17 protein-coding genes are annotated in these 14,288 nt (G+C 74.5%); 12 read left to right on the plus strand and 5 right to left on the minus strand.

Annotated elements, in window-relative coordinates:
- Positions 1-18: 18 nt before the first annotated feature.
- The 3 genes from AC07FJ_RS04575 (at position 19) to AC07FJ_RS04585 (ending at position 3,639) form a co-directional block, all read left to right on the plus strand.
- Entirely contained in the window at positions 19-744 is a 726-nt protein-coding gene (locus AC07FJ_RS04575) for a class II aldolase/adducin family protein (protein ID WP_479045099.1), read from the plus strand.
- 256 nt (positions 745-1,000) lie between these two features.
- A complete protein-coding gene (locus tag AC07FJ_RS04580) occupies positions 1,001-2,128 on the plus strand; it encodes an alpha/beta hydrolase (protein WP_479045101.1) in 1,128 nt (375 codons plus the stop codon).
- Between the two features lie 65 nt (positions 2,129-2,193).
- Entirely contained in the window at positions 2,194-3,639 is a 1,446-nt protein-coding gene (locus tag AC07FJ_RS04585; protein WP_479045102.1) for a hypothetical protein, read from the plus strand.
- A 77-nt stretch (positions 3,640-3,716) separates the two neighbouring features.
- On the opposite strand, the gene AC07FJ_RS04590 is transcribed toward AC07FJ_RS04585, so the two are convergent.
- On the minus strand, positions 3,717-4,118 hold the full coding sequence (locus tag AC07FJ_RS04590) for a VOC family protein (protein WP_479045104.1): 402 nt from the start codon (positions 4,116-4,118) through the stop codon (positions 3,717-3,719).
- Between the two features lie 284 nt (positions 4,119-4,402).
- Here AC07FJ_RS04590 and abc-f point away from each other — a divergent pair, with 284 nt between their 5' ends.
- From abc-f to AC07FJ_RS04605, 3 genes are all read left to right on the plus strand, one after another.
- A complete protein-coding gene (abc-f, locus tag AC07FJ_RS04595; RefSeq protein WP_361414996.1) occupies positions 4,403-6,001 on the plus strand; it encodes a ribosomal protection-like ABC-F family protein in 1,599 nt (532 codons plus the stop codon).
- A 356-nt stretch (positions 6,002-6,357) separates the two neighbouring features.
- Positions 6,358-6,579, plus strand: coding sequence for a helix-turn-helix domain-containing protein (locus AC07FJ_RS04600; protein ID WP_254751967.1), 222 nt, complete (start codon positions 6,358-6,360; stop codon positions 6,577-6,579).
- A 160-nt stretch (positions 6,580-6,739) separates the two neighbouring features.
- Positions 6,740-7,540 (plus strand): enoyl-CoA hydratase/isomerase family protein, encoded by an 801-nt coding sequence (locus AC07FJ_RS04605; protein ID WP_361414998.1) that lies wholly within the window; start codon positions 6,740-6,742, stop codon positions 7,538-7,540.
- A 58-nt stretch (positions 7,541-7,598) separates the two neighbouring features.
- Here AC07FJ_RS04605 and AC07FJ_RS04610 read toward each other — a convergent pair whose 3' ends face one another.
- Positions 7,599-7,973 carry a cupin domain-containing protein gene (locus AC07FJ_RS04610; protein ID WP_479045107.1) on the minus strand — a complete coding sequence of 125 codons (375 nt, stop codon included), beginning with the start codon at positions 7,971-7,973 and terminating at the stop codon, positions 7,599-7,601.
- Positions 7,974-8,042: 69 nt separating this feature from the next.
- On the opposite strand from AC07FJ_RS04610, the gene AC07FJ_RS04615 reads away from it, so the two are divergent.
- Complete coding sequence (locus AC07FJ_RS04615; protein ID WP_479045108.1) at positions 8,043-8,483, plus strand: MarR family winged helix-turn-helix transcriptional regulator; 441 nt, start codon at positions 8,043-8,045, stop codon at positions 8,481-8,483.
- Positions 8,484-8,557: 74 nt separating this feature from the next.
- Here AC07FJ_RS04615 and AC07FJ_RS04620 read toward each other — a convergent pair whose 3' ends face one another.
- Entirely contained in the window at positions 8,558-9,277 is a 720-nt protein-coding gene (locus tag AC07FJ_RS04620) for a hypothetical protein (RefSeq protein ID WP_479045110.1), read from the minus strand.
- Between the two features lie 93 nt (positions 9,278-9,370).
- Here AC07FJ_RS04620 and AC07FJ_RS04625 point away from each other — a divergent pair, with 93 nt between their 5' ends.
- Genes AC07FJ_RS04625 through amaP form a run of 5 tightly spaced genes read left to right on the plus strand, consistent with a single transcriptional unit; the run spans position 9,371 to position 11,617 of the window.
- Positions 9,371-9,895, plus strand: a complete 525-nt coding sequence (locus AC07FJ_RS04625) for an Asp23/Gls24 family envelope stress response protein (RefSeq protein WP_479045113.1) — start codon at positions 9,371-9,373, stop codon at positions 9,893-9,895.
- A gap of 33 nt (positions 9,896-9,928) precedes the next feature.
- A complete protein-coding gene (locus AC07FJ_RS04630) occupies positions 9,929-10,120 on the plus strand; it encodes a hypothetical protein (protein WP_355365456.1) in 192 nt (63 codons plus the stop codon).
- Between the two features lie 4 nt (positions 10,121-10,124).
- Positions 10,125-10,493 (plus strand): Asp23/Gls24 family envelope stress response protein, encoded by a 369-nt coding sequence (locus AC07FJ_RS04635; RefSeq protein ID WP_479045114.1) that lies wholly within the window; start codon positions 10,125-10,127, stop codon positions 10,491-10,493.
- Positions 10,490-11,032, plus strand: a complete 543-nt coding sequence (locus AC07FJ_RS04640) for a DUF6286 domain-containing protein (RefSeq protein ID WP_479045116.1) — start codon at positions 10,490-10,492, stop codon at positions 11,030-11,032. Before AC07FJ_RS04635 ends, AC07FJ_RS04640 begins: the two co-directional genes overlap by 4 nt.
- Positions 11,033-11,038: 6 nt before the next feature.
- Entirely contained in the window at positions 11,039-11,617 is a 579-nt protein-coding gene (gene amaP, locus AC07FJ_RS04645) for an alkaline shock response membrane anchor protein AmaP (protein ID WP_479045118.1), read from the plus strand.
- Positions 11,618-11,641: 24 nt separating this feature from the next.
- Here amaP and AC07FJ_RS04650 read toward each other — a convergent pair whose 3' ends face one another.
- Together AC07FJ_RS04650 and AC07FJ_RS04655 are read right to left on the minus strand one after the other, a co-directional pair.
- The gene (locus AC07FJ_RS04650) at positions 11,642-12,397 is read right to left on the minus strand and encodes an SDR family oxidoreductase (protein ID WP_479045120.1); all 756 of its coding nucleotides are present in this window, start codon (positions 12,395-12,397) and stop codon (positions 11,642-11,644) included.
- A gap of 5 nt (positions 12,398-12,402) precedes the next feature.
- Positions 12,403-14,193 (minus strand): glycoside hydrolase family 15 protein, encoded by a 1,791-nt coding sequence (locus AC07FJ_RS04655; RefSeq protein ID WP_479045122.1) that lies wholly within the window; start codon positions 14,191-14,193, stop codon positions 12,403-12,405.
- Between the last annotated feature and the right edge of the window lie 95 nt (positions 14,194-14,288).

Here is a 14,288-nt window from a genome sequence, read left to right on the forward strand (position 1 = left end):
CCTGACAGGATCGGATCCATGACACGGGATGCGACCGAACAGGCTGTCGAGCAGGGGGCGGGACGGCCGACCGAGCAGACTGACGACCAGGCGGTCGAGCGGACCTGGGACGCGCTGGTGGCCACCGCCCGCAGGACCGTCGCGGACGGGCTGGTCGTCGGCACTTCCGGCAACGTCTCCGCCCGGGTCGGCGACCTCGTCCTCGTCACCCCCAGCGGTGTGCCGTACGACCGGCTCACACCGGCCGACCTCACCGCCGTCGCCCTCGACGGCACGCGGGTGCGCGGAACCCTCACGCCCACCAGCGAGCTGCCCATGCATCTGGCGATCTACCGCGAGACCCCGGCCCGCGCGGTCGTCCACACCCACGCGGTCCACGCCACGGCGGTCTCCACCCTCGTACCCGAGCTGCCCCCGATCCACTACATGGCCGGGGCCCTCGGCGGCCCCGTCCGCGTCGCCCCGTACGCCCTGTACGGCACGGAGGAGCTGGCCCGGAACATGCTGCGCGCCCTGGAGGACCGTACGGGCTGCCTGCTGGGCAATCACGGAACCGTCACCTACGGCGACACCCTCGACCAGGCGTACGACCGCACCGCGCAGCTGGAGTGGATGTGCCGCGTCTGGCTCACCGCCACCTCCGTGCCCGGCCGCACCCCGGCGCTGCTGTCCGCCGACGAGCTCGACGAGGCGGCCGACAAGCTCCGCGGCTACGGCCAGCGCGACCGGGACCGGCGCAGCTAGGACCGGTGCGACTGGGACCGGCGCGACTGGGACCGGCGCGACCAGGGTCGGCGCGGCTAGGACCGGCGCGACCAGGATCGGCGCGACCAGGATCGGCGCGGCTAAGCCGAGCGCGACCAGGACCGGCGCGGCTAGGGCCAGCGCGACCGGGACCGGCGCGGCCGGGTCCCGCCCCGCGCGCCGGGCCCCGTACGCCGCGTCCCCCGCACGCCGCCGCCCACTGGCATCGCGCCGCACGCGTGCCCACACTGGAGCGGTGCGCCCGGCTACAGCGACGGCGGCGGCCGTCACCACCCTGATCGGCGCCGGCGCGGCCACGGTCGCGGCCGGCCGGTACGCCAGCGACGCCGCGCTCAGGCCCCGGCCTGACCGGCCCCTGCCCGGAGACCCCCGGCTCACGGTGCACGCCACCGCCGCCGGACAGGTCACCCTGACCCGCCACCTGGCCTCGCTGCGGCCCGGCACCTACGGCCTCACGGGCCCCGGCGTCCACGCGGTCGTCGGCCCCGTCCTGGACGATGTGCCGCACTCCGCCGACACCGTCGTACGCCGGCTGGAGAGCGTGCGGCGCGGCACCCTGGACGTGGGCAGCCGCGTCCGGCTCACCCCGCAGCTCCACACCGGCACCCCCGCCACCGCACTCGGCCTCGACCACGAGGACATGGACATCCTCGGCGAACTGGGCGATCTGCCCGCCTGGTTCGTCCCCGCCAACCGCTCCACCTGGGTGATCGCCGTCCACGGCCTGGGCACCACCCGCGAGCACCCCCTGAACGTCGTGCGGTTCCTCAACTCCCTCCAACTCCCCGTCCTCGACCTCGCCTACCGCGGCGACGAGGGCGCCCCACGCCCCTCCGACGGCCTCGGGCACCTCGGCGACTCCGAGTGGCGGGACCTGGACGCCGCGATGCGCCACGCCCTCCACCGCGGCGCCGACCGCGTCATCCTGTACGGCTGGTCCGTCGGCGCCTCCATGGCCCTGCACGCCGCCGCCAACTCCGGCGTCCGCGACCGCATCAGCGGCCTCGTGCTCGACTCCCCGGTCCTCGACTGGGAAGCCACCCTGCGCGCCCTCGCCGCCGCCCGCCGCACCCCCGCGCCCCTGCTGCCGCTCGCGGTCCGCGCCGCCCAGGGCAGGACCGGCGTGCACGGCGACCGCATCGCCGAGGCCGCCGACGCCGACGGGCTGCGCGTGCCGACCCTCCTCTTCCACGGACCGGACGACCACCTCGCCCCCTGGCAGGGCTCCCGCGAACTCGCCGCCCGCCGCCCCGACCTGGTCACCCTGCACACCGTTGCGAACGCGCCGCACGCGGCCATGTGGAACGCCGCCCCCGACCGCTACGAAGAGGCCCTGCGCCGCTTCCTCACCCCCCTCCTGTAGCCCCCGCCGTCCGGCGAAACCGATTCCGTTTGGGCTTTCGGGCCGTCAGCGGGAAGACTGCCCCCGTGACGTCTCGAAAGCCTGATGAGCAATTGGCGCGCAACTCCAGACTCCGACTCGTCCGTCCGCGGCCCCTGACCACGGCACGACGGGCTGTGACCACCCGGCGTACGCGGCCGGCGTCGCGACCGCCCGAGGGCACGCCGCCCCCGGCCGAGCTGGCCCGTCAGGCGCGAGCCGTCCTCGACGACGCCGTACGCATCGCCCGCTGGGCCGCCGTCGACCGCCAGCCCGACGCCACCCCCGCCCAGGAGCGGGCCGCGGCCGCGCTCGGCCTGACCCCGGACCAGGTGCGCGCCGGCTGGGACCGGGCCCGCCTCGCCGGACTCGTCGAGCTGCACGGCGGCACCGCCCGCCCCGGCTGGCGGCTGCGCGCCTGGGACCGCGACGACTCGGCCGTGCTGCGCGGCTGGGTCGCGCTCTTCGACGCCTGGTCGCTCGTCCACCCCGCCCCCGGCGACGTCGAGCCCACCGCCGTGGCCGAGGTCGTCGAGGCCGTTCCCCAGGTCCTCTCCCTGCTCCAGCTCTCCGCGGGCCCCGTGCCCGTGCCGTCCCTTCTGGACCTGCTGCGGCAGCGCGTCGCCGAGCTCCGCGAGGAGCGCTGCGAGGTGCCGGCCGCGCCGCGGGACGAACCCGGCGCGGTGCCCGACGCGGCACCCGGCGAGGGGGCCGTCGGGGCGTCCGGGGCCGTGCCCCGCCGTGCCGCCCCCGACGCGGCGCCCGGGCCCGACCCGCTCGCGCGCCTGCTCGACTGGGCCCTGGAGGGCCTGGCCGCCGTCGGCGCCCTCACCCTCGGCCAGGGCCAGGCGACCCTCACCCCGCTCGGCAACTGGGCCGTGTGGGTCAAGCTGGAGCAGATCTGCGTCGCCGCCCAGAGCCCCGCCGGGCACATCGAGCAGTCCGCCGAGGACATGCTGCGCGCCTGCGCCCGCCTCACCCCCGGCCCGGCCCGCGTCGAGTACCGCGCCTGGCTCGCCGCCCGCCCCGTGGGCAGCGCCGTCACCGAGCTCCTCGACGTCGCGCGCGGCGAGGACGCCCTGCTGCGCGGCCTCGCCTTCGAGGCCCTGCGGGTGGTCGGCTCCGCCGCCGAAGCCGGGGTGCGAGCCGCCGCCGAGGAGCCCCCGCTGCGCCCCTACGCCCTCATCTGGCTCGCCGAGCACGACGGCGCCGACCCCGACGAGGCCACCGACGTCCTCACCCGCGAGGAGGCGACCTGGCTCTGGGTGGACACCGCCGCGGCCGTCGCCGACCACGGGGACGCCACGCTCCTCGTGCGCCACCTGGAGTCCGCGGTCCAGGGCTCGGTCCCGGCCCTCCTGGACGAGGTCCGCGCCGTCGGCCACCCCCGCACGGTCCAGGTCCTGGTCGCCCTGGCCGCCGCCCACCCGGACCCCGCCTTCGCGAAAGCGGTCCGCCGCGCGGCCTTCCAGGTCCACACGGGCGGCGCCTGACCGCCCCCCTGGGCCCCCTGGGCTCTGGTCGTCGGGGCCCAGGGCTCCGGGTCGCCGGGGCCCGGGCCGCCGCGGGGCTACCCCGCCGCACCCGGCGCGTACGTGCCGAAGCTCCAGACGTTGCCCTCGGCGTCCCGCGCCATGTAGTCGCGGGAGCCGTAGTCCTGGTCCGTCGGGGGCATCAGGATCTCCACTCCGTGCTCCACGGCCCGGGCGTGGTGCGCGTCCACGTCGTCCACCACCACGTACACCCCGACCGGGCCCGCCCCCGCCATCGCCTTGGCGTAGACGCCCTCACGTCTCTTGGTGCCCAGCATCACCATGCCGTTCCCATAGGCGAGCTCGCAGTGGACGATCTGGCCGTCCTCGCCCTCGTACACACTCACCTCGGTGAACCCGAAGGCCTCCTTCAGCGTCCTGATGGCCGCCTTCGCGTCCTCGTACAGGATCGCGGGATAGATGCTCGGTACGTCGGCCATGCTGGTCACTCTCCGATTCGGTGCTCGCTACGGCCTTCCGACTGCGATGTGATCCGGGTCTCAGCTGTTCCCCAGTCTGGCACCCGCCACCGGCCACGCACCCCCGCGCTCCACCGGCCGTGGGACGCCGCGAACGCGGCCCCGAACCGCCCTCCACGGCCGGAAAACCAGTTGCACCCGCCCGTTAGACTGGCCCGTATGGCCATTCTCCCTGTGCATTAGCCGGCGTCGAAGCCACCGCACCCGCCGTCCTTCCGCCGTCCCACCCGCCCTGGAGTCTGTCCGTGATCACCGCTTCCGGCATCGAGCTGCGCGCCGGCGCCCGCGTCCTCATCGAATCCGCCTCGTTCCGCGTCGCCAAGGGCGACCGCATCGGCCTCGTCGGCCGCAACGGCGCCGGCAAGACCACCCTCACCAAGTGCCTCGCCGGCGAGGGCATCCCCGCCGCCGGCACCATCACCCGCTCCGGCGAGGTCGGCTACCTCCCGCAGGACCCGCGCACCGGCGACCTCGACGTCCTCGCCCGCGACCGCATCCTCTCCGCCCGCGGCCTCGACGTCCTGATCCGCAAGATGCGGCAGAACGAGGAGAAGATCGCGAACGGCCAGGGCGCCACCCGCGAGAAGGCGCTGCGGCAGTACGAGCGCCAGGAGACCGAGTTCCTCACCAAGGGCGGGTACGCCGCCGAGGCCGAGGCCGCCACCATCGCGCACGCCCTCGGCCTCCCGGACCGCGTCCTCGGGCAGCCGCTCCACACGCTCTCCGGCGGTCAGCGCCGCCGCGTCGAGCTCGCCCGCATCCTCTTCTCGGACGCCGACACGCTGCTCCTCGACGAGCCCACCAACCACCTCGACGCCGACTCGATCGTCTGGCTGCGCGACTACCTCAAGACGTACCGCGGCGGCTTCATCGTGATCTCCCACGACGTCGACCTCGTCGAGACCGTCGTCAACAAGGTGTTCTACCTGGACGCCAACCGGTCGCAGATCGACGTCTACAACATGGGCTGGAAGCTCTACCAGCAGCAGCGCGAGGCCGACGAGAAGCGCCGCAAGCGCGAGCGCGCCAACGCCGAGAAGAAGGCCGCCGCCCTCAACGCGCAGGCCGACAAGATGCGCGCCAAGGCCACCAAGACCGTCGCCGCGCAGAACATGGCCCGCCGCGCCGAGCGCCTGCTGTCCGGTCTGGAAGAGGTCCGCGCCTCCGACAAGGTCGCCAAGCTCCGCTTCCCCGAGCCGGCGCCCTGCGGCAAGACCCCGCTCACCGCGGAGGGGCTCTCCAAGTCGTACGGCTCGCTGGAGATCTTCACCGACGTGGACCTCGCCATCGACAAGGGCTCCCGCGTCGTCATCCTGGGCCTCAACGGCGCCGGCAAGACCACGCTGCTGCGCCTGCTCGCGGGCGTGGAGAAGCCGGACACCGGCCAGGTGACGCCGGGCCACGGCCTCAAGCTCGGCTACTACGCCCAGGAGCACGAGACCCTCGACCCCGACCGCACCGTCCTGGAGAACATGCGGTCGGCCGCGCCCGACCTCGACCTCGTCGAGGTGCGCAAGACGCTGGGCTCCTTCCTCTTCTCCGGCGACGACGTCGACAAGCCGGCCGGCGTGCTCTCCGGCGGTGAGAAGACCCGGCTGGCGCTGGCCACCCTGGTCGTCTCCTCGGCGAACGTGCTGCTGCTGGACGAGCCGACCAACAACCTCGACCCGGCCAGCCGCGAGGAGATCCTCGGCGCGCTGCGCACGTACAAGGGCGCCGTCGTCCTGGTCACGCACGACGAGGGAGCCGTCGAGGCCCTGCAGCCGGAGCGCATCATCCTGCTGCCGGACGGCGTCGAGGACCTGTGGGGAGCCGACTACGCGGACCTGGTCGCCCTCGCCTGACCCGGTCCCCGACGGGGTCCCGGCCCGTGCCCGGCCCTCGTCTGATCGTCCCCGCATGGATCATTCGGCTTACGCGTGATCCTTCATCTGAGTGAGTACGTCTCATATCGCGGCGTGGCGAGCGGTGGATTCCCGTCCTCCGCTCCCGCGCCGCGTTGTCGTTCCCTCCACCGCCCTGACCTGGCACTTCGCCGCAGAGTCGGCGCCGGGCCGGGCTCCGGAGACGGGAAGGTGACCGTCCGGTGAGCGCCGAATGGCGAAACCTTGCGGCACCGACCTTGTCGAATGGCTGGCCATGTGGCCGCAGAGGGGTGATCATGAGAGTCCAGAGGCGCACTTCCCATGAGGAGGCACGGGTGGCCGAGACTCTGAAGAAGGGCAGCCGGGTGACCGGCGCCGCGCGCGAAAAGCTCGCGGCAGACCTGAAGAAGAAGTACGACTCCGGTGCGAGCATCCGGGCACTGGCCGAAGAGACCGGCCGGTCCTATGGGTTCGTCCACCGGATGCTCAGTGAGTCCGGAGTGTCGCTGCGGGGACGCGGCGGAGCTACGCGAGGCAAGAAGGCCCCTTCGGCCTGACGGTCCCCGCGCGGCACTCGCCGTCCGAGCGGGCTCATCCGGCCCAAGGGATCCGGCAGGGCCACCCGGTCGACCGGCGTGTCGGCCGGGTGGTTACTGTGCAGTCACTTGATGGCTGTCATCGGCTGCACAGCCGCCGCACCGGATCCGGAGGCGCCCCATGACCTCGCTCGACCCAGTCCTCGAAGTGTTCGACAAGGATGGCGTACGGCTCACCGTCGAGGACGCCGTCGCCACGGTGACGCTCGCCCAGCCGGCCAAGCGCAACGCGCAGTCGCCCGCCCTGTGGCGGGCGCTGGTGGAGGCCGGGCGGTCGCTGCCGGGCAGCGTGCGGGTCGTCGTCCTGCGCGGCGAGGGCAAGTCCTTCTCCGCGGGGCTCGACCGGCAGGCGTTCACGCCCGAGGGCTTCGAGGGCGAGCCGTCCTTCCTGGACCTGGCGCGCGGCTCGGACGAGGAGCTCGACGCCGTCATCGCCGAGTACCAGGAGGCGTTCACCTGGTGGCGCCGCAACGACATCGTGTCGATCGCGGCCGTCCAGGGGCACGCCATCGGCGCCGGGTTCCAGCTCGCGCTCGCCTGCGACCTGCGGGTCGTCGCGCAGGACGTGCAGTTCGCCATGCGCGAGACGAGCCTGGGCCTGGTCCCCGACCTGACGGGCACCCACCCGCTGGTCGCGGCGGTCGGCTACGCCCGCGCGCTGGAGATCTGCGCCACGGGCCGCTTCGTCCAGGCCGCCGAGGCCGAGCGCATCGGTCTCGCGAACCTGGTGGTGCCCGTCGAGGAGCTCGACGGTGCCGTACGCGACCTGGCGGCGGCGCTGCTGGCGGCCCCGCGCGACGCCGTCGTCGAGACGAAGGCGCTGCTGCGGGGTGCGCAGGAGCGTACGTACGAGGAGCAGCGCGTCGCGGAGCGCGCCGCCCAGGCCCGGCGTCTGCGCGACCTGGCGGGCCTGGCCGACTAGTCCTGGCGGTGGGGCACGGCGTGACGCACCGGCTTCTGCGGACGTACGCGGTCACCCCCTAGTGGGCCCAGGGCGGTGTGATGGTGGTGCCGTCGGCCAGTTCGGCGGTGAGCCCGACCCGTGTGGTGACCCATGCGTGGGCGGGCTGGTCGGTGGGGTTGGCGACCGCCAGTGCGGAGCCCGCGGGTGCCACCGCCGCGTCGCCTGTGCCGAGTTCGGCGCTCTCGCCGTCGACGGTGAGCAGGAGGCGACCGGAGAGGACGTAGAACGTCTCCTCCTCGCTGATCGTGTGGGTCGGCCCCACCATTGCGGCCGGGATCTCGAGGCGCCAGGCGGCGAGGTCCCGGCTGCCGGTGTCCGGGCGGACGTAGGAAACGAAACGGCCGCCGTGGATAGCGTGTACGACGGCTTCGTCACCGCGGATGAACGGCATGCCTCACCCTTATTCAGTCAAGTTGCTTGTCTAGATAGACAAGCAACTTGACGAGTTATAGTCAAGCCCATGGACGACGCCCTGGCCTTCCCCGCACTCGTGCTGGCGCTCTCCGGACAGCTGGTGCAGGACATCCACACCCGCGTGGCCCGGCAGGGGTTCGAGGACCTACGACCCGCACACGGCTTCGCCTTCGCCCGCATCTCCGCGGGCGGCGCCACCACGGCCGACCTGGCCGAGCACCTGGGGGCGACCAAACAGGCCGCCGCCCAGCTGGTCGAGGAGCTCGTCCGCAAGGGCTACGTGGAGCGGCATCCTCATCCGCGCGACGCCCGCGCCCGCCTCCTGGGGCTGACCGAGACCGGGTGGGCCGCCACGCGCGCCGCCGACCAGGCGGCCCGGGACGCCGTCGCGCCGTGGCGGGAAGCGCTGGGCGAGGCGCGCTTCGGCGAACTCGTCGCCGACCTGACACGACTGGCGCCGTCGGGGCCGATCCGCCCCGCCTGGTGAGCCGACGGCCCACCGCCCGAGCGGCGTGGCGAGGCGTCGTGCCGGGCCCTCCGCGGGCCGGTGAGCCTTTAGGGTCAGGGCGCCGGCCTGCTCGCGTCATCTCCCCCCGCGGCGACGGCCGTGATCAGCACGGTCACCGGTGCCGCCGCGCCGACCGCTGCCCGGACCGCTCGCGCCACGTCCAGCGCGCGGTGGTCCGGCGCGGTCGCCACCTCGATACGGAGGTGGTCGGCCGTCCGGTGCACGGACGGGCCCAACACCGTCGTCAGCCGCCGCACCCCCGGTACGGCCGCCACGGCGGCGGCCGCCGGGTCGGACAGGTCGACCGCGCCCGCCTCCTCCGCGGGGGCTGCGGACGGTTCCGCTTCCGGGGCGGGCGCGGGCCCGTCCAGCAGTGCCGTCACCCGCAGGTCCACCTCTGTCACCACCAGCCCCAGCCGTTCCTCGCACGCCGCGAACAGGGCCGTACGCAGCCCGGCGGCGAGCTCCGGCAGCGGTACGCCGACGCCACCGGTCGCCGCGAAGTCCGCCGAGAGCCGCAGCGGCCCCGGCGGCAGGGCGCCCGGCGGCCTTGGGAACGGGGACACCGGCTCCGGGGCCGCCTCCGGTTCCGCGAGATCGATGCGCAGCCGGCCGGGTGACACGCCCGGCACCCGCCGGGCCGCCCCGCGCAGCACCCCGTCCGCCGCCCGCTCCGCCAGCCAGGTCCCGTCCGCCGGGCCGCCCAGGGGGAGCAGTCGCCCCAGGCTCAGCCGGCCGCGTACCGTCGTGGCCCATCCCTCAGCCGTCGTCATTCCTCCAGCCTGCCGCATCCCCGGCGCGAAACCGGGCAACCGCCCTTAGTGTGGTCAACGGAGCGCAAACCCGCCCGGAAGGGATGAACGGCGATGAGCGACACCTCACAGACCTCGCAAGCGGCCCAGGCGGCCCAGACGGCGAAGGCCGGGCAGATCAGGGAACCGGCGGCCGAGGAAGCCCGCAGGAGCTCGTCGACGCGGCGCACCGTCGGCGCGGGCGGCGACCCGGGCTCGCGCGGCCGCACCACCATCGCCGACGGCGTGGTCATGAAGATCGCCGGGCTCGCGGCCCGGGACGTCGACGGCGTCCACGCCATGGGCAGCGCGGCCTCGCGCACCTTCGGCTCGGTGCGCGACCGGGTCCCGGGCGGCGGCCGGGCCGGTGTGACGCGCGGCGTGAAGGCCGAGGTCGGCGAGGTCCAGACGGCGCTCGACCTGGAGATCGTCGTGGAGTACGGCGTCTCGATCATCGAGGTGGCGCGGGACGTCCGGGAGAACGTCATCTCCGCGGTGGAGCGGATGACCGGTCTCGAGGTCGTCGAGGTCAACATCGCCGTCAGCGACGTGAAGCTCCCCGATGAGGAGGAAGAGGAGCCCGAGACCCGGATCCAGTAGTCCAGGGGTCCACGGACCACGAAGGAGCGCAGGATGAGCATGGCGGTGGTCGGCCTGCTGGCCGGGATGGCGCTCGGGTTCGCCGGTTACTTCGGCGGCTTCGGCGCGTTTTTGCTGGTCGCCGCGTTGGGCGCGGTCGGCTTCGTGGTGGGGCGGTTCCTCGACGGAGACCTGGAGCCCGGGGACCTCTTCCGGGGCCGCGACCGCGACGACCGGCGGCGGTGACGCCGTGGCGGGGGAAACCGCGGCGGTCACCGGTGTCCGGGCGCCCGAGCGCGGCGCGACCGTCATCGCCGACCGCGTCGTCGCGAAGATCGCCGCGCGGGCGGCGCGCGAAGCCCTCGACGACGCCCCCGAGGGCGGCGTACCGGAAGGCGGCGGGCCGCCGCACGCGTCGGTCGTCGTCCACCGGAACAGCGCGCGCATCCGGATCAGCCTGGAACTCGGCTACCCCTCCGACATCGGCGCCCAGTGCGGGGCCGTGCGCCGCCACGTCACCCGACGGGTCGAAGCCCTCGCCGGCATGAGCGTGCCGGAGGTGGCGGTCCAGGTCGAACGGCTCCACTCACCGCAGCGCACCCGCGGGAGGCTCGCGTGAACGGGCGCTTCTGGTCCCCACGGCGCGTCCCCGCCGCCCTCGTCGCGCTCGTGGTCCTCGGCGGCGCGGGCCTGCTGCTGTACGACGTCGCGGCGGTACGGGCCGGGCGGCCCGGCATGCGCTGGCGGCGGGTGCTCCTGGACGAACTGGACCGCCGCCCCCTGGACGACGTGTGGGTGCTCGTCGGCGCCGGGGCCGCGATGGCGCTGGGGCTGTGGCTGCTCGTGCTGGCGGTCACGCCCGGGCTGCGCCGGGTGCTGCCGATGCGGCGCGACGCCGTGCCCGTACGGGCCGGGCTCGACCGGGAGGCGGTGGCGCTCGTGCTGCGCGACCGGGCGCAGGCCGTTCCGGGCGTGCGCTCCGTACGGGTACGCGCGCGCCGGCGTGCGGTCGCGGTGCGTGCCGTGTCGCACTTCCGCGACCTCGACGACGTACGGGACGACGTGCGCGCGGCGCTGGACGACGGGATCGACGAACTCGGCCTCAAGCGGCCGCCGGCGCTGTCCGTACGCGTCAGGCGCCCGGCGAAGAGGCGGTGAGAGGAGGTGGCCGGAGTGCTCCGTGCCGTCAACCGTGTCCTGATCGGCCTCGCCGGGCTGCTGCTGCTCTGCGCGGGTGGCGCCGTCCTCGCGGCCGGGCTCGACCTGGGCATGCCGTCCTGGTGGCCGTGGCACGGCCCGGACGCGGTACTGCTCAGCGAGGCCCGGCGCGGACGGGGCGAGTGGCGGTGGGCCGTCGGCGTCGCGGTGCTCGCCGCCCTGGTACTGCTGGCGCTGGTGTGGCTGCTGGCGCAGCTGAGGCAGCGTCGGCTGGCCGAGGTGCTCGTCGACACGGGCGACGGGGAGGGTGCGGTGCTGCGCGGCCGGGCGCTGGAAGGCGCGGTCGAGTCCGAGGCGGAGACCCTGGACGGCGTGGCCCGCGCGCGGGTACGGCTCACCGGGCGCCGCACGGCCCCGGCCGCCCGCGTCTCCCTCCTCCTGGAGCCCCACGCCTCCCCGGCCGACACGCTGCGGGAGCTCACCACGGGGACCCTCGCCCGCGCCCGCGCCTCGGCGCGCCTGGCGGCCCTCCCGGCGGAGGCCCGCCTGCGTGCCGTGAAGCAGGCCCCGCGCCGGGTGAACTGACCCCCGCCACGGCGTCGGAAGGCGTCAGAACCCGTGCCGCGCGCCCCCGTCGACCGGCAGCATCACGCCCGTCAGGTACGAGGCGGCCGGCGAGAGCAGGAAGGCGGCGGTGTTGCCGAACTCCTCCGGGGTGCCGTACCTGCGCAGCGGGATGTTCGCCTCGTTCGCCGCGCGCGAGGCAGCCGGGTCGCCCGACAGGGCGTCCAGTTCGCGGACGCGGTCGGTGTCGATGCGGGAGGGCAGCAGGCCGACGACGCGGACGCCGCGCGGGCCGACCTCGTTGGCGAGGGACTTGGCGAAGCCGGCCAGCCCCGGGCGCAGGCCGTTGGAGATGGTCAGGCCGGTGATCGGCTCGTGCACCGAGCCGGAGAGCACGAAGCCGATGACGCCGCCCTCGCCCAGGGCCGCCGCCGCGGCGCGGGCCATCCGCACCGCGCCCAGGAACACCGCGTCGAACGCCGCCCGCCACTGCTCGTCGGTGTTGTCCGCCGCCGAGCCGGGCGGCGGGCCGCCCACGCTGATCAGGATGCCGTCGAAACGGCCGAAACGCGTCCGCGCGGTGTCGATCAGGCGCTCCGCGGCCGCCGGGTCGGCGTTGTCCGCCGCGACGCCCACGGCGCCGGGCCCCAGTGCGGCCGCCGCCTCCGCGACCGCCTTCTCGTCGCGCGACGAGAGCACGACCCGCGCTCCGTCCGCCACCAGCGCCCGCGCCGACGCGTTGCCCAGCCCCCGTGACGCGCCCGTCACGACGTACACACGGTCCTTCAGTCCAAGATCCATGCGCCCTATCCTGCTCCGCCCGCCTCCTCCCGCGCCAGCGCCAGAGCGGTCCCGACCAGTCCGACGTGGCTGAACGCCTGCGGGAAGTTGCCCAGCTGCCGCCGCGACGACGGGTCGTACTCCTCCGCCAGCAGACCCACGTCGTTGCGCAGCGCCAGCAGCCGTTCGAACAGTTCCCGGGCCTCCTTGTCCCGGCCCGTCATGCGCAGCGCGTCCGCCAGCCAGAAGGAGCACGCGAGGAACGTCCCCTCGTCGCCCGGCAGGCCGTCGACCGCCACCCCCTCGGTGCTGTACCGGCGGATGAAACCGTCGTGGCTGAGCTCCCGCCGCACCGCGTCGACCGTCCCCACCACCCGCGGATCGTCCGGCGGCAGGAAGCCGACGCGCGGGATCAGCAGCGTCGCCGCGTCCAGCTCCCGCGAACCGTACGACTGCGTGAAGGTGTTCCGGTCGGCGTCGTACCCCTTCTCGCACACCTCCCGGTGGATCTCGTCCCGCATCGCCCGCCACCGCGTCGCGTCACCGCGCAGGACGGGGTGCTCCTCCAGCGTCCGCACGGCCCGGTCGGCGGCGACCCACGCCATCACCTTCGAGTGCACGAAGTGGCGGCGCGGGCCGCGCACCTCCCACAGGCCCTCGTCCGGCCGCCGCCACGCCGACTCCAGAAAGTTCAGCAGGCTGAGCTGGAGGTTCCACGCGTACGGCTCCGCCTGCAGACCCGCCTCGCGCGCCAGGTAGAGGGAGTCCATGACCTCGCCGTACACGTCGAGCTGGAGCTGGTGCACCGCGGCGTTGCCGATCCGCACCGGGCGCGATCCGGCGTAGCCGCGCAGCCACGGGAGCTCCGTCTCCGGCAGCCGCCGCTCACCCGCCAGCCCGTACATGATCTGGAGGTCCGCCGGGTCGCCCGCCACCGCCCGCAGCAGCCAGTCCCGCCACGCCGACGCCTCCTCCAGGTACCCGGCGGACAGCAGCGCGCCCAGCGTGAGCGTCGAGTCGCGCAGCCAGCAGTAGCGGTAGTCCCAGTTGCGTACGCCGCCGATCTCCTCCGGCAGCGAGGTCGTCGGCGCGGCCACGATCCCGCCCGTCGGGGCGTACGTCAGCGCCTTCAGCGTGATGAGCGAGCGCAGCACCGCCTCCCGGTACGGCCCCTCGTACACGCACTGCGCCGCCCACGCCTTCCAGTCCTCGAGCGTGTGCTCCAGCGCCTCGTACGGGTCGACCAGCGGCGGGCGCGGCTGGTGGGAGGGGTGCCACGTCAGCACGAACGCCACCTTCTCGCCCGGGCGGACCGTGAAGGACGAGCAGGTGCTGTACTGCTGCCCCCACGTCCTGACCTCGGGTTGGCTGCGCAGCCATACGGAGTCGGGGCCGGCGACCGCCACCCGGTGGCCGTCCAAGCGGCGCACCCACGGCACGATCGACCCGTGGTCGAAGCGCAGCCGCAGCACGCCCGCCATCTCGACCTCGCCGCTGACGCCTTCGACGATCCGCACGACATCGGGCGCCTGGTCGCGCTGCGGCATGAAGTCGAGGACCCGGACGGTGCCGGTGCGGGTCTCCCAGACCGTCTCCAGGATGAGCGAGTCGGTCAGGTAGCCCCGGCGCGTGCACACCGTCGCGTCCTTGGGCGCGATCCGCCAGTGGCCGTTGTTCTCATCGCCGAGCAGGGCCGCGAAACAGGCCGACGAGTCGAAGCGGGGCAGGCACAGCCAGTCGATGGAGCCGTCCTTGCCCACCAGCGCCGCGGTCTGGAGATCGCCGATGAGGGCGTAGTCCTCGATGTGTTGCGTCACCCCAGGCGTGTTCCCGCACCGGCGTTCGGTTAAGCAGGGCGCATCGCCGAGTGGCCGGGCGCCGGGGGTCGGTGACCGGGGATCGGGGGCCGGGG

It is taken from the genome of Streptomyces sp. NPDC045998 (genome assembly GCF_056430285.1).